Origin of the sequence: Ferruginibacter sp., from assembly GCF_031391665.1 — a bacterium.
Classification (GTDB): Bacteria; Bacteroidota; Bacteroidia; order Chitinophagales; family Chitinophagaceae; genus Ferruginibacter.
On the sequence record NZ_JANMUN010000032.1, the window covers coordinates 20,393 to 38,541 of the forward strand.

The following is an 18,149-nucleotide window of genomic DNA, read 5'->3' on the forward strand; positions in this document are numbered from 1 at the left end:
GTATTGCGTTTTTTCCCTCTTAAAACCTATCTTCGAATAAAATTAGTTGTTTAGCTAACTAATTTGAATAAAGAAGATTAATTTTGTACACACAATAATATATCATGCAAAGAATCATTAAAAAAGTAGCCGTTTTAGGTAGCGGCGTAATGGGCAGTCGTATCGCTTGTCATTTTGCAGGCGTAGGTTTACAGGTGTTGTTATTAGATATTCAGCCTAAGGATTTGGCCGAAGGTGCAAAGCCTGCAGAAAAAAATAAAATAGTTAATGATGCATTAACTGCAGCCATTAAAAGTAACCCAAGCCCGGTTTATACAAAAGATGTAATAAAGAAAATAAAGACCGGCAACTTTACCGACAATATGAAAGAAATTGCCGATTGCGATTGGGTGATAGAAGTAATAGTGGAAAGATTAGACATCAAACAATCTGTTTTTACAGAAGTAGAAAAATACCGCAAACCGGGCACTTTAATAACTTCCAACACATCGGGCATTCCTATACACATGATGGCCGAAGGCAGGAGCGATGATTTTAAAAAACATTTTTGCGGCACACACTTTTTTAATCCGCCCAGGTATTTGCGTTTGTTAGAAATAATACCAACACCATTTACAGATGCCGCAGTAGTAGATTTTTTAATGCACTATGGCAGTTTGCAATTAGGTAAAACAACGGTGTTGTGTAAAGATACGCCTGCATTTATTGCCAATCGTGTAGGTGTGTTTGGTATGATGGCTATAATGAATGCCATGGAAAAATTGCAATTAAATGTAGATGAAATTGATGCCTTAACAGGGCCGGTTATTGGCAGGCCAAAATCTGCAACATTCCGTACGGCAGATGTAGTGGGTATTGATACATTGGTAAAAGTGGCAAAAGGTGTGGCTGATAATTGCCCCAATGATGAAGCCAAAGCTGTATTTAATATTCCTGCATGGTTAAATAAAATGATAGAAAATAACTGGCTGGGTGATAAAACAGGCCAGGGCTTTTTTAAGAAGACGAAAAGCGATAAAGGCGAAAAAGAAATTCTTACTTTGAATTTGCAAACCATGGAATATGGCGCAAGGCAAAAGCCAAAATTTGCAACTTTAGAAGCAGCTAAACCTATTGAAGATTTAAATGTAAGATTAAAAGCATTGTGTGCTGGCACAGATAAAGCAGGAGAATTTTACCGCCAGTTTCATTACAGTTTATTTTCGTACATCAGTCACCGCATACCGGAGATAACTGATGAATTATACAGGGTTGATGATGGTATGATGGCAGGTTTTGGCTGGGAGATTGGTGCATTTGAAAGCTGGGACGTTTTAGGCGTTGCAAAAACTACTGAAGCCATGAAGGCCGCAGGATATAAAGTGGCACCATGGGTTGATGAAATGATTGCAGCCGGTAACAAATCTTTTTATAAATTAGAAAACGGTAAACGTTTATGTTACGATGTAGCCACTAAAACTTACAAAGCATTGCCCGGCGGCGAATCATTTATTGTAATGAAGAATTTTGAAAACGAAACGGTTTGGAAAAATTCGGCTTGCAGAACTTATCATTTAGGTGATGATGTTTTAGGATTGGAATGGTACACTAAAATGGGGAGCATTGGCGGGGAAGTGCTGGAAGGTATTCAAAAATCAATTGCGCTTGCAGAAGGCAATTATAAAGGATTAGTAATTGCAAATGATGGCGCCAACTTTAGTGCCGGTGCAAATGTGGGCATGATTTTTATGTTGGCGATAGAGCAGGATTATGATGAAATTGATATGGCCATACGGCAGTTTCAGCAAACTATGATGAGGGTTCGTTACTCCGGCATTCCGGTAGTGGTTGCACCGCATGGTTTAGCATTGGGCGGCGCCTGCGAAATGAGTTTGCATGCTGATAAAGTTATTGCAGCTGCAGAAACCTACACCGGTTTAGTAGAGGTAGGCATCGGCGTTATACCCGGCGGTGGCGGCACTAAAGAATTTGTATTGCGTGCCGCAGATGAAATGCACGAAGGCGAAGTAGATACTTTGACCTTACAAAACCGTTTCTTAACCATTGCTACTGCAAAAGTAGGCACCTCTGCTTACGAAGCTTTTGATTTAGGTATTTACAGAAAAGGAAGAGATACCGTTAGCATTAATTCGGGCAGAAGAATTGCTGAAGCTAAACAGGCTGTTGTTGATTTGTATAACGATGGTTATGTAATGCCAGTGCAGCGTACCGATATAAAAGTTTTAGGCCGCAGTTCATTGGGCGCTATGCATGCCGGCATTAATGGTATGTGGCGTGCCAACTACGCTACCGACCACGATGTAACTGTTGCAAAAAAATTAGCGTATGTTATGTGCGGCGGCGATTTAAGTGAACCCCAATTAGTAAGCGAACAATATTTGTTAGATCTGGAAAGAGAAGCTTTTTTAAGTTTAACGGGAGAGAAAAAAACACTGGAGCGGATACAGAGTATTTTGAAAAGTGGTAAGCCGTTGCGGAATTAGTTACATGGTCTGACGTCCACGTCTGACCATGTAACTACTAAGCAGCTTGCTGTGTAGTAAAAAATAAATAGTATTAATTACCAAAAAGATAAAATGAAATTTCTTCCTGAAAATATTTATCATGTTTACAATCAGGGAAATAATCAACAAAATGTATTCATTGAAGATTTTCAGTTTCTTTATTTTTTGCAATTATATAAGGCACACATTGTTCCTCATTGCGAAACATTAGCTTGGTGCCTTATGCATAATCATTTTCATTTTATGATTTTTGCTGATAAAAGATGCCTAGATGTAAAAAAGCAAGGCGGCTTATTGCTTGACCCTGTTACAAATGGATTCAGAAAAGTATTGAGCACCTATGCACACGAATTCAATATAAAAAATAATCGAAGTGGGTCTTTATTCCGCCCAAAAACTAAAGCTATCTGTCTAAACGATGAAGCATCTGATAACGGGCAATATTTATCAAAGCAAGATTATTACTTAAATACTTTTAATTATTTACATTATAATGCAGTAGAGGCAGGTATTGTAAAAAATCCTGCTGATTGGAAATGGTCTTCTTTTAGATTTTATAATGGATTGAGAACAAATTCAATTTGTAATAAAGAACTGGCAATGCAAATTTGCGGATTTAATTAATAATTTTATAATTTCTGTCTGGCTGCTGTTTTTTTACATGGTCAGACGGGGACGTCAGACCATGTAAAAAAATGGGAGAAGCTCAATTACTACCACAAAAAAATCAACTCCTCATCAATGCCGTAATATTTATTTACGGCGATGCGGCAAATGATGCCATTGCAAAATTTATTGCTGCAGATATTGCTCATTTTTGGAATGACGCTAGTGGAATGGTAACTATTAAGAATCAAACATTTGATGTAAGGTTTAATATGGAAGGTATTTGGGCCAGATCATTAACGCCTGAAATGATCCATGAAAATACAAACCCAAGCAATAATTATTTCAGGATAGAAGAATATGCTTCGGGTAATATTTCTTTTGTAGATGGATTAAACAGTAACACAGGTTATTTTAAATTAGAAAATTTGTTGAATAATTCCACCACCGCAGCGCATGAGTTTGGACATACTTTGGGCCTCGATCACCCCGATGAATTAGATATACGGGGAAGAGGAACACCGGGCATTATGTATCCGAGAGGTACATGGGTTGATCCAGATTTTCAATACTACTCCAATGTTGCACCCGGCGAAGATGGCGGCACACTAAATCCATTTACAAGAAAAGTTTTGCAGCAGGATGTTGATGATCTGAAATTGCATAAACTTAGTTTTAATAAAAATGGCTTTGCGGTATTGGGTGGCTTTTCTTCAATATGGCATAATAAACATTTGCAATAACTACCGCTGATAATATTCATACCTTTTTTCAAAATAAAAATCCCTTATCTTCAAACCCAATAATAATAATTAGCTATGGCTGTTCTTTCTATTAAAGACCTTTCTAAAAATTACGGCAAAATACAAGCTTTGCAAAACGTAAGTTTTGATGTGCCGCAACAAACTGTTTTTGGAATACTTGGCCCCAACGGCAGCGGTAAAACTACTTTACTGGGTATTGTAATGGATGTATTAAAAGCAAGCGGCGGTACCTTTTCATGGATGGGTGAGCAAAGCAGTACTGCAGCACAAAGAAAAAAAATAGGTACACTTTTAGAAACACCAAATTTTTATCATTATTTAAGTGCCGAAAGAAATTTAAAAATTGCAGCCAGGATAAAAGGCAGGGGAGAAGAAGATATTGAGCATGTGCTGAAGATCGTAAACCTTTACCAGCGCAAAGATTCAAAATTCAGCACTTTTTCTTTAGGTATGAAACAGCGGCTGGCCATTGCTGCAGCTTTGTTAGGCAACCCTGATATTTTAGTTTTTGATGAACCTACTAACGGCCTTGACCCCGCTGGTATTGCAGAGATACGGGAATTGATAAAAGAACTGAACCGCAAAGGCAAAACCATTATTATGGCCAGCCATATTCTGGATGAAGTGGAAAAAGTTTGTACACATGTGGCCATTATTCAAAAAGGAGTTTTAAAAACGGTTGGTTCGGTAAAAGAAGTAATGCATTTAGGAGAAGATGATACAACGGTTTTAATGGAGATTGCTTCAGATGACAATGATAGCTTGCTCGCCATTATACAACAAATGCAGGGATTGAAAAGTGCATCTGTTACAGACGCTGGTATAGAATTGATATGCGACGATACCCTAACTGCAGCCCAGGTAAATCGCTGGTGTTTTGAAAAAGGTATTGTGCTGAATAAACTTTATGTAAAACGTAAATCTCTTGAAAAAAGATTTTTAGAAATAACAGGTACTAAAAGCGAAAAGTAAAATTATAATACTATGGTTGAGTTATTAAAAATTGAATGGATGAAACTTAAAAATTATACCGCATTTAAAGTGCTGGCTATATTTTTTGGTTTAGGGGTTATTGTAACAAATTACGTGGTATATATTATAAACAGGGAAGTGGTGCAGCAGGTACCAGCTGCCGGTATGGTTTCTTTTACACCGCCTTACAGCTTTGCTATGACGTGGCATACCACCAGCTATGCATCAGGCTGTATTTTGCTTTTACCAGCCATGCTGCTGGCTATTTTAATAACTAATGAATTTGGTTTTAAAACACACCGTCAAAATATAATTGATGGGCTGACACGCCAGCAGTTTATTGGTATAAAAATAATGCTGGCCTTAATTTTTGCGTTAGTATCAACAGTGCTGGTTTTTTTTACAGCACTGGTATTTGGTTGGTCTTCCGGTACTTCTTTTTCTTTTGCTGGTATTGCCAATGTGGGCTACTTTTTTTTAAAAGCCATTACCTATAATTTGTTTGCGGTGCTTATTGCTGTATTAATAAAACGTACCGGTTTTGCAATTGGCCTGTTGTTTATTTATATGGGTGCCGAAAATTTTATAAGCCAGTTGTTGTGGGGCCTGAGTATATATTTAAAAAGAGAAAAAAGTACCGACTTAGGCAATATAGGTGATTATTTGCCTTTAAATGCTGTAGACGGTTTACTGGAATTTCCTGATAACGCAGTAAAATCGATGAGCAAAGCAATTATGCCGCAAGATATTACCTGGCTGGTGTGGGTGCTGGCTGCTGCTTACCTGGCGCTGTTTTATTTTTGGGCTACAAAAAAATTCGTTAAATCGGATCTTTAATGTTTCACTATATCTTCCAATGCTGTTTCAATGTTTTCAAATTTAAAATCAAAACCGGCAGCTATAATTTTTTTACAGCTAACGGTTGCACTTTTTAATATTTCTATACTTCTGTTGCCCAACATTATTTTTAAAATCAAAACCGGCACATAAAAGGGAATGTAAAATAAACGCTTCATTTTTTTTGCAAGGGTAAGTGTTAATGTTTTATTATTTACCGCGGCAGGGGCTACGGCATTGTAAACACCATTTATCTTTTCGTTTTCTACAGCAAATAAAAATAACCTGCACAAATCATCAATATGTATCCAGCTTATCATTTGTTTGCCATTACCTAAAATTGCTGCAACACCCATTTTAAGTGGTGTAATAAATTCTTTTAATGCCCCGCCATTTTTACTCAATACAATACCAATTCTTAATTTTACCAATCTTTTGTTTAAAGCAGTTACCGGTGTTATACTTTCTTCCCAAAGTTTGCAGGTTTCGCCTAAAAAATTATCATCAGCCGGGTCATCTTCTGTAAAAAATTTACCATCGTTTTTATCTTCGCCATAATAACCAATAGCGCTGGCACTAATAACTGCTTTAACTTTATTGGGGTTTTGTTTTAAACTTTCTACTATCAATTTTGCACTTTCTGTTCTGCTGCTTACAATTTCTTTTTTATATTCTTCGGTCCATTTTTTTTCCATTACCCCCGCACCTGCAAGGTGAATAATATAATCGGCTTTTTGCAAAGCTTCAATATCCATTTGCTGCTGCTTTACATCCCATTTTGCATAACTGATATTAGTGCCGGGCAACTGGCCGTTAGCAGCCGGCAACTGCCTGCTTAGTATTATTACACCGTAACCTTTTGCTGTTAAATGTTTGGTTAAGGCTTTGCCCAATAACCCTGTGCCGCCGCTGATTAATACTGTTTGCATTAATAAAATAATTTTGTGGTTTGTGTAAAAACAAAATATTTCACATCTTGTTTACAATTTTGGGATAAATGTTTGAATAATAGATTTGATGGGTAGTATTGGCTTACCTCATGTAATTTAACGCTATTGACTTTTAATTCGTAATTTTAATGTAAAGATTCTTCTGATGAAAAATTTAATTTTTAGTATCATAGTTTTTTTAATACTACCGGCGGCGGTACTCAGCCAGCGGGTAACCTATTCCGATTTTGAGCAGGAAGACAGCAGGGATATTAATTTTGAAATTATCGGTAAAATGAATGGCAACTTTTTAGTGTATAAAAACATACGCTGGCGCCATAAGATCAATATTTTTGGCGATGATATGAAGATAAAGGAAACCATTAAACTCGATTTTATACCTGATAAAACTTTTAATGTAGACTTTGTTATTTACCCTGATCATTTTTATATGATTTATCAGTATCAGAAAAAAAACATTTTACACTGTATGGCTGTTAAAATGGATGGTAATGCAAAAAAAATATCAGACCCCATTGAACTGGATACTACACAAATATCTATACTGGCCGATAATAAAATTTACACCACCATTAACAGCGAGGATAAACAAAAAATAATGGTGTTTAAAATTCATAAAAAAAACGACAAGTTTAATATAGTAACCCTTTTGTTTAACAGCGATTTAAAATTAATTGCTAACAAAAACAGGCAGGCACTTGCGTTTGAAGAGCGGAGGGATAACTACGATAACTTTTTAGTGGATAACGAAGGCAATTTTGTTTTTACAAAAGACAGCCATAGCGGTAACAGGGATAACAGCAATAGCTTAAGCCTTGTAATAAAGCAGGCGCAGCAGGATACCCTTGCTTATAATACTATCGATCTTAATAAAAATTATATTGACGAGGTAAAATTAAAAGTAGATAACCTGAATAAGCGCTACATCATCAACTCTTTTTATTTTAAAAAAAACCGGGGCAGTATAGAAGGGCTTTTTACCAGCATTTGGGATAAAAAAAACAACAACAATTTGGCACAGGGTTTTGTGGAGTTAGGCGATTCTTTAAGAAACGAAGTAAAAACATCGGGCCAGTTGCGTTTTGCACTTGATGATTTATTTATACGCCAGGTTGTAGTAAAAAAAGATGGCGGCTTTTTACTTACTGCCGAAGATTTTTCGAGCCAGGGAAGAGGCAGCGGTAACAATCAATGGAACCGTTGGGATTATTTGAACAATTATTATTACAGCCCTTACTCCAATTATTATTACAACCCTTATTATGGTTATTACCGGCCATTAAGCAGTTTTAATAATAATAATCAAAGCACCAGGTATTACTATGCCAACATTTTAATAATAAGTGCCGATAAAAATGGTAAAATAGAATGGAGTAAAATAATTCATAAAGATCAGTTTGATGACGATAATGATAATTTTTTGTCATTCTCTACCATAAACAGGGGCGGCGAAATACATTTTTTATTTAATGATGATAAAAACAGGAATCAAATAATTGCCAACCAGAGTATTTCACCCACGGGCCAGTTAACCCGTAATCCTACTTTAAAAAGCCAGGAAAGAGGCTACCAGTTTATGACGAGGTTAAGCAAACAGGTTGGAGCCAATCAGGTAATTATACCCTGTACCTACAGAAGTTTTATTTGTTTTGCCAAAGTAGATTTTCAATAGATTAAGTGCCAGCAAAAAAATCTTTTTATTGATTGTAATAATTAACCACCTTTGCAAAGCATTATTCATTAATTAATTATTTGTGACAGGCACTTTTAAAGCCAACAATCCTTACAATACTTTTTTGTTGCTTGTTTATGGCATATTGCTTAAGCTGCCTGTATTCTTGCATCCCGCCATTCCGCAGCCACAGCAAACAGATGGATTTTTATACAAAGCTTTATTAAAATGGGTACAACCGTTTGGAACTGCCTTTCCCATAATTTATGGCGTAATAGCTTTTGTTTTATTGTACAGCCAGGCCGTTTCATTTAATAAATTAGCCAACGATTTAAGGTTGATGCAAAAAAATAATTACTTAACAGGCATGAGCTATATGCTGGTTACTTCTTTATTTGCAGAATGGAATATGCTTTCGGCGCCGCTAATAATCAACTCACTTTTAATTTGGGTTTGGGCACGTATGAGTGGTTTGTACAATGATACAAGCCCTAAAACTTCACTTTTTAATATTGGTTTTGCCATAGGCATTTGTACATTTTTTTATTTTCCATCGCTGGCATTTGCAGCATTAATTATTTTTGGCTTAGCATTAATACGGCCCTTTATATTATCGGAGTGGTTAATAGCTTTGCTTGGCATCATCACCCCTTATTATTTTTTACTGGCTATTGCGTTTTTAACCGACAATTTAAAAGGCTACCAGTTTCCAGGCTTTGCAGTTACCAGCCCAAAATTTAATCAAACTACCTGGTCGCTGGTTGCTATAATTACTGTAATAATTACAGCAGTTGCAGGGCTGTTTTATGTACAGCAAAATTTCAGGCGGCAATTAATACAAGCACGTAAAAGCTGGAGCCTTATTTTTTTATACATTGTGGTAGCCGTTTTTGTACCATTTATAAATGCCACCCACGCTTTCGAATACTGGATTTTATGTGCTGTGCCGCTCTCTGCACTTTTGGGAGCAGCATTTTTGTACCCTGTCAAAAAAACAATTCCGCTGGCGCTGCACTGGATAATGGTGGCTTTTGTAATTGCCATCAGCTATTTTGTGCATTAAAAAATTTTGAATTTGTAAATGGCGAATATCGGATGTAACTCAAATCTTAAGTAGTTGTAAGTTTAAAGCAATTGTATTTCCAAACATTCCACATTCGTAAATTCGATATTCGATATTGTTTTACATTTGTAACTTAAATATATCAGTACATGAAGTTTGGCGTAGTAGTTTTTCCCGGCAGTAATTGCGACAGAGATATGATGGAATCGCTTAAAAACGATTTGCAGCAGCAGGTAATTCAGCTTTGGCATAAAGATAAAGACCTTAGCATGTTTACCACAGATGATTGTATTGTACTGCCCGGTGGTTTTAGCTACGGCGATTATTTGCGCTGCGGCGCTATTGCCCGTTTTAGCCCCATGATGCAAAGCGTAATAGAGTTTGCCAATAAAGGTGGTAAAGTTTTAGGTGTTTGTAATGGCTTTCAAATTTTATGCGAAAGCGGATTGTTGCCCGGTGTATTATTACGCAACAGCCAGCAACAATTTGTGTGCAAAAACGTTTATATAAAAGAAGCCGCTGCTGCAGGTTGCCAACCCTTACAAATACCGGTGGCACATGGCGAGGGTCGCTATTTTGCCAACGATAAAACATTGGAAGAACTGGAAATGCACCGCCAGATCATTTACCGCTATTGCGATGAAGCAGGGAAAATAACAAAAGAAGCTAATCCTAACGGTGCAATACACAACATTGCAGGAATCTGTAATAAGGAAAGAAACGTATATGGTATGATGCCACATCCTGAAAGAGCCACCAGCAGTATATTAAATAATGAAGACGGAAAAAATGTATTCAATCACCTGTTTGGAATAAATTAATGTTAAAAGGTGTAAGTGTACAATACCCGAAAGGTTATTAAAGGTCTTATTGATAATTTTGTATAATAAAAATAAAAAATGAAAAAAATATTTTTTGCAATTGTACTGGTGATGTTTATTGGAGTGGTTAATGCACAGGGAACAAAAATTACCTGGACCTATTCTGCCAAAAAATTAGCAGGTAATAAATACGAATTACACATGATTGCTACTCCTCCTGTTGGATGGCATATCTATTCTCAAAATACTCCCGATGGCGGCCCTGTACCTACCACATTTAAGTTTAATACTAATGCACTTGTTGGCAGATCGGGAAAGGTAAAAGAAACAGGTAAATTGGTAAATTATTTTGATAATAATTTTAAAGTGAATGTAAAATACTTTCAGGGTAAGGTTGATTTTGTGCAAATTGTTACCGTTAAGGGTAAAATAAAAACAAATGTAAGTGGCGAAATAGAATCTATGATTTGTAATGACAGGACCTGTATGCCACCTACTACCGAAAAATTCAATATCGCATTAAATTGAAAAGCTAAATTTAAAAAATGATAAAGTACAGGCTGCTGCTTTTTGTAAACTTAATTTTTCTATCGCTTTTTTCAACTGCACAGGATAAACAACCTGTGCAGTTTAGTTTTGATAAAGTAAAAACCGGCAACGGGGAATACCAATTAAAAATAACTGCAAAGCCAGCGGCCGGAGTTCAACTTTTCTCTATCCAAAAAATTGCAGACGATTTACCTGTAAATACGGTTATTAGTTTTGACACTGCGGCAAAAATATTTTTAAAAGACAGTATAAAAGAGAATGGGGTTTTAAAAACCACCACCGATGCAGCATTAAATAATGCCACAATAAAATACTTCACCGATTCAGTTGAATGGCTGCAAAAAATACAATTAAATAAAGGCGACAGCATCCGTATTATTGGCAATATAAATTACTATTATAAAAAAGGAGAAAGTGTAGAATCTGGTGAGCAGCGTATTTCTATGCAGTTTCAATATAACACATCTGATGCAAATGATAATGCAACAATTGCCGATGCAGGTAACAGTAAAATAAATTCCGGATCATTGTGGGGTTTATTATTTGCAGGCATTGCAGCCGGGCTGATAGGTTTTTTAACACCCTGTGTTTATGCATTGGTTCCAATCACTGTTAGTTTTTTTACTAAGCGAAGTAAAACTAAAGCACAGGGAAAGTTCAATGCTTTATTCTATTCTTTTTGCATCATACTTATTTATACAATCGTTGGCGCATTAGTTGCAACTGTATTGCCTAAAAATGCTTTAAATAATTTATCTACTAACTGGATATTTAATGTTTTTCTTTTTGCACTATTTGTACTTTTTGGGATTTCATTTTTAGGAGCTTTTGAAATTAATTTACCTTCTTCATGGTCAAATAAAATTGACAGTAAAGCAGGCATTGGAAGTTATTCCGGAATTTTCTTTATGGCATTAACACTGGTGGTGGTATCGTTCAGTTGCACCGGAAATTTTGTGGCTTCTTTATTAGGCCTTTCAACTGCGGCTGGTAAACTGGCGCCCATTGTGGGAATGCTGGGTTTTGGTTTGGGGCTGGCATTACCGTTTGCTGTATTTGCTTTTTTTCCGGCATTGTTAAGCAGCCTCGGTAAAAGTGGTGGCTGGCAAAATGCTTTAAAAGTAGTGCTGGGATTTTTAGAATTAGCATTGGCATTAAAGTTTTTAAGCAATGCCGATTTAGATAAAGGCTGGCGTATTTTAGACCGTGAAGTATTTATTGTTTTATGGGTGGTAATTTTTGTGTTATTAGGAATTTACCTTTTAGGAAAAATTAAATTTAAACACGACAGCGAATCTGCTAAAAATGATTTTGGACTGCCTTATGTTTCTGTATCTAGATTAATGCTGGCTATTGCATCTTTATCTTTTGCATTGTATTTAGTGCCGGGGCTTTGGGGTGCACCGCTTAAAGCAGTTTCTGCATTTGTGCCGCCAATGGGTACGCAGGATTTTATTGCTAACGGCGGCGGAGGTAATTCAGTTTCCGTCGGTGAAACAAAGAGTGCTGCAACTCCTCCGCAAAAGTATGTGGGTAAATTAAAAAAGTACGAGCCACTTGCTGCAATACAAAATAACCTTACTGTTTATTACGATTACAACGAAGCATTGGCAGCTGCAAAAATTTTAAAGAAACCAGTTATGCTGGATTTTACCGGCATACAGTGTGTTAATTGCCGTGAGTTTGAATCTAAAATATGGATTGATAATGCTGTTGGGCAAAGCATGAAAAATGATTTTATTGTAGCTTCATTATTTTGTGATTACAATGAAGAATTACCTGATAATGAAAAAAGATTTTCTAAGTTACTTAATTCAACTATTGAAACTGTGGGGGATAAAAATGAAGACCTGCAGGCAGAATTAATACAGGCAAGTGGCCAACCCAATTATGTTTTTACAGATGGCGATGGAAAATTATTAGTGCAGGGTGGCTATGGTTACGATGCAACAAAAGGAGCTAAAGAATTTATTGCGCATTTAGAAAAAGTTAAGGAAGAATTTAAAAAACGTTTTCCTTAAAATATTTTTTATTTCTTATGCCTTGTTTCCTCTCTTCATCAAACATTCGCTTCCATCTACACTTAGGTAAAAGATTAATAATTTTTCTGCAGTGCATAATATGTATGGCGGTAGCGGGTGGGCTGGGGTAAAATGACTTGTAATCATCTTATTAAAGAGAAAACTTACGAATAATTATATAATTGTATTTTTTATTTTTTTGCAATAACATTTGATAATATGGACTGTCACCTCTAATTGTTTTCCATCCTTTCCACTTGTAATTAAAATATTTCGCAACACGTTCTAGTCCATCTGTATCTACAATACTTCTAAATTCAATTATTTCATATTTATCTTCATCTTTCTTTTTAATCCCCGCAATAACTACTTTATCAAGTAATATCCCGTTTAAAAAGATAGCAGAATCAAATTTTATATTTACCCGTAAACGATTTTTCTTAATAATATTTAAATTTTTAAAGCCTTTTTCTGTAATTTCTTTCATATAAAAAATCCAGGGAAAAGTGTAATCAAAATTTTCAAGATGAATCCCTTTTGCAAAAATACTTGAATCACTCTTTGATTTATCCTGGGAGAAACCAGTTACAAAAATTATAGTAAATAAGTAGATTAAAATTATTTTTTTATCCATTGGCAAGATTTAATATTGGCTTTAAAAAGTATAGCTGTTTTTATTTTAATTTTTGCCAATATTTTGGCATCTGATAAATCTACTACGCTTAGGTAAAAGTTCAATAGCGGTATGCAGTACAAGTGAGTGACACAACGATGATGACCAATGAACCACTGCCTGTAACATCATCATTGTAATATTAATCAGCAGATTTCTTCCCCTTAAAAATCGGGATCGAAATGGCAAAACACTTACACCCTTCCCGGATATTCTTCCAGCGCTTTTTCCAAACAATCCATTGCGGCATTAATATCATTGGTATTTAGTACATACGCCAAACGCACTTCCTGTTTGCCTAAGCCTGGTGTGCCATAAAAACCTGTAGCCGGTGCAAGCATTACCGTTTTGTTGTTGTAACTAAAAGATTCTAACAACCATTGACAAAAAGTATCACTATCATCAATAGGTAATTTTGCCATGGCATAAAATGCGCCGCCGGGGTTGGGGCAAAAAACACCGGGAATTTTATTTAATCTTTTTACAATAGTATCCCTGCGTAATTTATATTCTGCTTTGGTAGTATCAAAATAATCATCGGGTAAATCAACTGCTGCTTCGCCTAAAATTTGTGCAAACGATGGCGGGCTTAATCTTGCCTGCGCAAATTTCATGGTGGCCGCTAAAAGATTTTTATTTTTTGTAACAAAAGCTCCAATGCGTCCGCCACAGGCACTGTATCTTTTACTGATGGTGTCCATCAAAATAACATTATCATCCACACCCGTTAAATGCATGGCGCTGGTGTGGGTACCTTCATAACAAAACTCACGGTAAGCCTCATCTGCAAATAAATATAAGTTGTGTTTGATGATGATCTGCTTCAGCACTTCCATTTCGGCAGCGCTGTATAAATAACCGGTGGGATTATTAGGATTGCAAATAACAATGCCTTTTGTTTTTGGTGTAATGGCTTTTTCAAATTCTTCAATGGGTGGTAATGCAAATCCATTTTCAATAGAAGATGTAATAGGTATTACCGTTACACCAGCTTCTACAGCAAAGCCATTGTAGTTGGCATAAAATGGTTCAGGAATAATTACTTCATCGCCTGCATCCATGCAAGCCATAAAACCAAAAATGATCGCCTCACTTCCGCCGGTAGTAATAATAATTTGTTCTGCCGTAACATTTATGCCACATTTTTTATAATACTGCGTTAACTTTTTACGGTAGCTTTCGTTGCCTGCACTGTGACTGTATTCAAGCACTTTAAAATCGGCATGGCGCACTGCATCCAAACATTGTTTGGGTGTTTCAATATCGGGTTGGCCAATATTTAAATGATACACTTTGGTGCCTTTCTTTTTTGCCGCTTCGGCATAAGGCACCAGCTTACGAATGGGAGAGGCGGGCATTTGCAGGCCACGGTTACTTATTGTTAGCATAAAAGCAAAGTTATAAGTTATAGGTTATAAGTTTTAAGTTTGCACATGCAAATTTTTGAAACCAACAGCCGTATTATTATTACCTGCAGCAACCGCCTTTCGCCTTATTTACAAATAGAAGTGGAGGCTTTAGGTTTTAAGCCCGAACGTATTTTTAAAACAGGAGTGGAGTTAAAAGGAAATTTGCATGATTGTATTAAACTGAATTTGAATTTACGTTGTGCCAGCCAGGTGTTGTTTTCGGTAAAAGAATTTACAGCAGTTAATGCCGATGCATTGTACAAAACGCTATTAGATTTTGAATGGGAAAACATTATTCCTGCGGAAGGTTATTTTAGTATTACCAGCAATGTAGATAATGAAACCATCACCAATAATTTATTTGCCAATGTAAAAGTGAAAGATGCCATTGTGGACAGGTTTAGAGAAAAAACCGGGCAGCGCCCCAACAGCGGGCCGGAGTTAAATAAAACCGTTATTCATTTATACTGGAAAGAAGCCATTGCAGAATTATTTATTGATACGTCAGGAGAAACTTTAAGCAAACATGGCTACAGAAAAATACCCGGCAAAGCACCCATGCTGGAAAGCCTTGCTGCAGCCACTTTGCTGGCCAGCCGCTGGGATAGAAAATCGGCTTTCATTAATCCGATGTGCGGCTCGGGCACAGTTGCTATTGAAGCAGCTTTATTAGCTACCAATAGAAAACCAGGTTTGCTGCGCCATAATTATGCTTTTATGCATTTGGTAAATTATGAAGAGCAATTTTATTTGAATGAATTTAAGATATTAGAAGAGCAGGTTACTGATGTACCGGAATTAAAAATTATTGCAACTGACATTAGTGAAGATGCGGTAAACATTTCAAAAATAAATGCAGGCATTGCAGGCGTGGAAGAAATGATTGAGTTTGCTGTTTGCGATTTTGAAGAAACACAATTGATGGAGAATGAAAATGGCATGGTATATTTTAACCCGGAGTACGGCGACCGCTTAGGTGTGGAAGCCGAACTGGAAATTACTTATAAACGCATTGGCGATTTTTTAAAGAAAAAATGTAAGGGCTATACTGGTTATATTTTTACAGGCAATTTAGAACTGGCAAAAAAAATTGGCCTTAAACCAAAAATAAGAATTGAATTTTATACGAGTAAGATTGATTGCAGGTTGCTGGAGTATGAGTTGTATGATGGGAGCAGGGAGAAACGTGAGGCGTGAGTAGTGAGACGTGAATTCCTCTTAAGCAAAATTATTTTTCTTTATCATTCTTTCTCAATATTGTCTAATTCAGGAGTGGCTGAAACTCTGGAAATGAAATTTATTGTTCCTCTTTTTTCCAAATTTTTGTAGCAAAAATTATTCCTGCAACAAGACCAATTAAAGTAATTGCAATACCGATAATAAGTCTTGTTATAGTAGGATTAGAAATGTATATCAAAAAGCCAGGTATTCCTGTTAGTAAAAGAGGGGAAGCAACAATTTGAATCCATCCAATAACTTCAGTGAAATAATCGAAAAAATTTCTTTTCTGCATATTACTTTCTTTTTCTGCAATTTTAGCCATTATAACTTAGTCTGTTTAAAAAGAGCTGACAGTTTATTCCTTATTCCTGATATACACCAACTTTATCCCCGCCTTATCCGTTTCTCTTTTATCAATTTCAAATTGCGGTAAAGATTTTATTAGTGGTGTTAATTTTTGAAAGCCATAATTTCTCGGATCGAAGTTGGGTTGCTTTTTCATTACCAAATTACCTACATCCCCTAAAAATGCCCAGCCATTTTCATCGGCCAGATCATTAATAGTGTGGGAAATTAATTTCAAAGTTTCCTTGTTCAATTTATCAACTAAAGCTTTTGGTTTGGGAATGGCGGTTTTTGTTTTTGCAGCAGTTGTTGTTTCTTCAGGTTCTGCTTCAAATACAGGAATAATTTCCATGTAAATAAATTTATCGCAGGCCACAATAAAAGCGTTCGGCGTTTTCTTTTGACCAATGCCAAAAACTTTCATGCCGGCTTCTCTTAATCTTGTGGCAAGGCGTGTAAAATCGCTGTCGCTGCTTACAATGCAAAAGCCATCTGCTTTGCCGGAGTATAAAATATCCATGGCATCAATAATCAGTGCACTGTCGCTGCTGTTTTTGCCGCTGGTATAACTGTATTGCTGAATGGGTGTGATGGCATTTTCTAACAGCACATTTTTCCAGCCACTAACGGTGGGCTTTGTCCAGTCGCCATAAATACGTTTAAAAGTGGGCGTGCCGTATTTGGCAATTTCTTCCATTACACCTTTTACATTGCTGTAAGGCACATTATCGGCATCAATTAAAACTGCAAGGCGAATATCTTTTTGTATTTCCATAATTATTTATTCTATACAATATAATTCATTTTAAGCAGAAGGCTTACTCATCATTTTTGCAATGCCAATAAATAAAAAAGAAAAGAATATAAATACGGCACATACCATAGCACTATTAACAAGCACCTTATTGTAACCCAATGAAATAACATCTACAAAAGGATACGGATACCATTGTGCTGAAGGGCCACGTAAAAGCGTATATCCTAAATACACTAAAGGATAAATTGTCCAGGGTAAAACATTTCTCCATTCCATATATTGCTTAGGCACAAATTTTACCCAGAATAAAATATAGGCAACAGGAATAAGCGTATGCAATAATTCATCAACAAGTTTTGCCATTCCAACAGGAGCCCAAAGAAAACGTAAAATAAGATTGTATATTAATCCAACAATGGTAATATAAACTGCAATGGCAGTTAAAATTTTTGGCCTTGTAAAAAAATTACCCTTGTCTGTTATACCTTTTAAATACACCTGGGTAAAACTGACAGCAACAAGTATATTAGTTAGTATGGTGAAAAAACTAAAATATCGAATAATGGTTTCGGGCACAGATGCCACACGGTTTGCAATAATCAGGTAAAGCTGGAGTAATAAGGCAACCCATCCAATAACAGCACCAATTGCCGCATAAGTTTTTGTTGATGATGTTGTTTGATTGGTCATTTTAATTAACGTTATAAAAGTTAAGATAATTATTTACTCTTAAATGAGCAAATACGGTTAAACATTTTAGCCCTTTTAGCTTTTTGTTGATTAAATTCCTCACTGTGAGAAAAAAAATCCCGTTTATTGTTTAAAACAATATTTTAGGCACATAAAAAATTAACGGCATTGAATTTGAAAACTTGTTAACGAAACAACAATAGTTATGAAAAAATCCATTCAGTCATTTTTTGTTATCGTTACTGCAGCAGGATTAATTACCAGTTGTAATTCCAGTTCGGATTATGTTGACAGT

Annotated in this window: 17 protein-coding genes; 11 read left to right on the forward strand and 6 right to left on the reverse strand. The window is 36.0% G+C overall.

Annotated features, from left to right (window positions below; all coding sequences use genetic code 11):
* Positions 1–104 precede the first annotated feature (104 nt).
* From ACY651_RS02910 to ACY651_RS02930, 5 genes are all read left to right on the forward strand, one after another.
* Positions 105–2,483 (forward strand): 3-hydroxyacyl-CoA dehydrogenase/enoyl-CoA hydratase family protein, encoded by a 2,379-nt coding sequence (locus ACY651_RS02910; protein ID WP_462249539.1) that lies wholly within the window; start codon positions 105–107, stop codon positions 2,481–2,483.
* Between the two features lie 93 nt (positions 2,484–2,576).
* Complete coding sequence (locus ACY651_RS02915; protein ID WP_462249541.1) at positions 2,577–3,128, forward strand: transposase; 552 nt, start codon at positions 2,577–2,579, stop codon at positions 3,126–3,128.
* A gap of 71 nt (positions 3,129–3,199) precedes the next feature.
* The gene (locus ACY651_RS02920; RefSeq protein ID WP_462249543.1) at positions 3,200–3,853 is read left to right on the forward strand and encodes a peptidase M10; all 654 of its coding nucleotides are present in this window, start codon (positions 3,200–3,202) and stop codon (positions 3,851–3,853) included.
* A 75-nt stretch (positions 3,854–3,928) separates the two neighbouring features.
* On the forward strand, positions 3,929–4,846 hold the full coding sequence (locus ACY651_RS02925) for an ABC transporter ATP-binding protein (RefSeq protein WP_462249545.1): 918 nt from the start codon (positions 3,929–3,931) through the stop codon (positions 4,844–4,846).
* Positions 4,847–4,858: 12 nt separating this feature from the next.
* Positions 4,859–5,683 (forward strand): hypothetical protein, encoded by an 825-nt coding sequence (locus ACY651_RS02930; RefSeq protein ID WP_462249547.1) that lies wholly within the window; start codon positions 4,859–4,861, stop codon positions 5,681–5,683.
* On the opposite strand, the gene ACY651_RS02935 is transcribed toward ACY651_RS02930, so the two are convergent.
* Complete coding sequence (locus ACY651_RS02935) at positions 5,680–6,612, reverse strand: TIGR01777 family oxidoreductase (RefSeq protein ID WP_462249549.1); 933 nt, start codon at positions 6,610–6,612, stop codon at positions 5,680–5,682. The genes ACY651_RS02930 and ACY651_RS02935 overlap by 4 nt on opposite strands.
* A 166-nt stretch (positions 6,613–6,778) precedes the next feature.
* On the opposite strand from ACY651_RS02935, the gene ACY651_RS02940 reads away from it, so the two are divergent.
* From ACY651_RS02940 to ACY651_RS02960, 5 genes are all read left to right on the forward strand, one after another.
* The gene (locus ACY651_RS02940) at positions 6,779–8,305 is read left to right on the forward strand and encodes a hypothetical protein (protein ID WP_462249551.1); all 1,527 of its coding nucleotides are present in this window, start codon (positions 6,779–6,781) and stop codon (positions 8,303–8,305) included.
* An 82-nt stretch (positions 8,306–8,387) separates the two neighbouring features.
* Positions 8,388–9,368, forward strand: coding sequence for a DUF6427 family protein (locus tag ACY651_RS02945; protein ID WP_462249553.1), 981 nt, complete (start codon positions 8,388–8,390; stop codon positions 9,366–9,368).
* Positions 9,369–9,517: 149 nt separating this feature from the next.
* Positions 9,518–10,189 (forward strand): phosphoribosylformylglycinamidine synthase subunit PurQ, encoded by a 672-nt coding sequence (gene purQ / locus ACY651_RS02950; RefSeq protein WP_462249555.1) that lies wholly within the window; start codon positions 9,518–9,520, stop codon positions 10,187–10,189.
* A 78-nt stretch (positions 10,190–10,267) separates the two neighbouring features.
* Entirely contained in the window at positions 10,268–10,717 is a 450-nt protein-coding gene (locus ACY651_RS02955) for a protein-disulfide reductase DsbD domain-containing protein (protein WP_462249557.1), read from the forward strand.
* Positions 10,718–10,734: 17 nt separating this feature from the next.
* The gene (locus ACY651_RS02960; RefSeq protein ID WP_462249559.1) at positions 10,735–12,759 is read left to right on the forward strand and encodes a protein-disulfide reductase DsbD family protein; all 2,025 of its coding nucleotides are present in this window, start codon (positions 10,735–10,737) and stop codon (positions 12,757–12,759) included.
* 151 nt (positions 12,760–12,910) lie between these two features.
* Here the strand turns inward: ACY651_RS02960 and ACY651_RS02965 are convergent, their stop codons facing one another.
* A complete protein-coding gene (locus ACY651_RS02965; RefSeq protein ID WP_462249561.1) occupies positions 12,911–13,393 on the reverse strand; it encodes a hypothetical protein in 483 nt (160 codons plus the stop codon).
* 233 nt (positions 13,394–13,626) lie between these two features.
* Positions 13,627–14,820 carry a pyridoxal phosphate-dependent aminotransferase gene (locus tag ACY651_RS02970; protein WP_462249563.1) on the reverse strand — a complete coding sequence of 398 codons (1,194 nt, stop codon included), beginning with the start codon at positions 14,818–14,820 and terminating at the stop codon, positions 13,627–13,629.
* A 45-nt stretch (positions 14,821–14,865) separates the two neighbouring features.
* Between ACY651_RS02970 and ACY651_RS02975 the strand changes: the two genes are divergently transcribed.
* Positions 14,866–16,038: a THUMP domain-containing class I SAM-dependent RNA methyltransferase gene (locus tag ACY651_RS02975; RefSeq protein WP_462249565.1), complete on the forward strand. Its 1,173-nt coding sequence runs from the start codon at positions 14,866–14,868 to the stop codon at positions 16,036–16,038.
* Positions 16,039–16,138: 100 nt separating this feature from the next.
* Here ACY651_RS02975 and ACY651_RS02980 read toward each other — a convergent pair whose 3' ends face one another.
* From ACY651_RS02980 to ACY651_RS02990, 3 genes are read right to left on the reverse strand one after another with little or no spacing between them, the layout of a single operon-like run.
* Positions 16,139–16,384, reverse strand: a complete 246-nt coding sequence (locus tag ACY651_RS02980) for a hypothetical protein (protein ID WP_462249567.1) — start codon at positions 16,382–16,384, stop codon at positions 16,139–16,141.
* 33 nt (positions 16,385–16,417) lie between these two features.
* A complete protein-coding gene (locus tag ACY651_RS02985; protein WP_462249569.1) occupies positions 16,418–17,182 on the reverse strand; it encodes an NYN domain-containing protein in 765 nt (254 codons plus the stop codon).
* 30 nt (positions 17,183–17,212) lie between these two features.
* Entirely contained in the window at positions 17,213–17,854 is a 642-nt protein-coding gene (locus tag ACY651_RS02990; RefSeq protein ID WP_462249571.1) for a Pr6Pr family membrane protein, read from the reverse strand.
* Positions 17,855–18,149 lie beyond the last annotated feature (295 nt).

Coding starts and splice junctions, on each gene's coding strand:
- ACY651_RS02910 (WP_462249539.1), top strand. CDS start 105: ATGCAAAGAATCATTAAAAAAGTAGCCGTTTTAGGTAGCGGCGTAATG.
- ACY651_RS02915 (WP_462249541.1), top strand. CDS start 2,577: ATGAAATTTCTTCCTGAAAATATTTATCATGTTTACAATCAGGGAAAT.
- ACY651_RS02920 (WP_462249543.1), top strand. CDS start 3,200: ATGGGAGAAGCTCAATTACTACCACAAAAAAATCAACTCCTCATCAAT.
- ACY651_RS02925 (WP_462249545.1), top strand. CDS start 3,929: ATGGCTGTTCTTTCTATTAAAGACCTTTCTAAAAATTACGGCAAAATA.
- ACY651_RS02930 (WP_462249547.1), top strand. CDS start 4,859: ATGGTTGAGTTATTAAAAATTGAATGGATGAAACTTAAAAATTATACC.
- ACY651_RS02935 (WP_462249549.1), bottom strand. CDS start 6,612: ATGCAAACAGTATTAATCAGCGGCGGCACAGGGTTATTGGGCAAAGCC.
- ACY651_RS02940 (WP_462249551.1), top strand. CDS start 6,779: ATGAAAAATTTAATTTTTAGTATCATAGTTTTTTTAATACTACCGGCG.
- purQ (WP_462249555.1), top strand. CDS start 9,518: ATGAAGTTTGGCGTAGTAGTTTTTCCCGGCAGTAATTGCGACAGAGAT.
- ACY651_RS02955 (WP_462249557.1), top strand. CDS start 10,268: ATGAAAAAAATATTTTTTGCAATTGTACTGGTGATGTTTATTGGAGTG.
- ACY651_RS02960 (WP_462249559.1), top strand. CDS start 10,735: ATGATAAAGTACAGGCTGCTGCTTTTTGTAAACTTAATTTTTCTATCG.
- ACY651_RS02965 (WP_462249561.1), bottom strand. CDS start 13,393: ATGGATAAAAAAATAATTTTAATCTACTTATTTACTATAATTTTTGTA.
- ACY651_RS02970 (WP_462249563.1), bottom strand. CDS start 14,820: ATGCTAACAATAAGTAACCGTGGCCTGCAAATGCCCGCCTCTCCCATT.
- ACY651_RS02975 (WP_462249565.1), top strand. CDS start 14,866: ATGCAAATTTTTGAAACCAACAGCCGTATTATTATTACCTGCAGCAAC.
- ACY651_RS02980 (WP_462249567.1), bottom strand. CDS start 16,384: ATGGCTAAAATTGCAGAAAAAGAAAGTAATATGCAGAAAAGAAATTTT.
- ACY651_RS02985 (WP_462249569.1), bottom strand. CDS start 17,182: ATGGAAATACAAAAAGATATTCGCCTTGCAGTTTTAATTGATGCCGAT.
- ACY651_RS02990 (WP_462249571.1), bottom strand. CDS start 17,854: ATGACCAATCAAACAACATCATCAACAAAAACTTATGCGGCAATTGGT.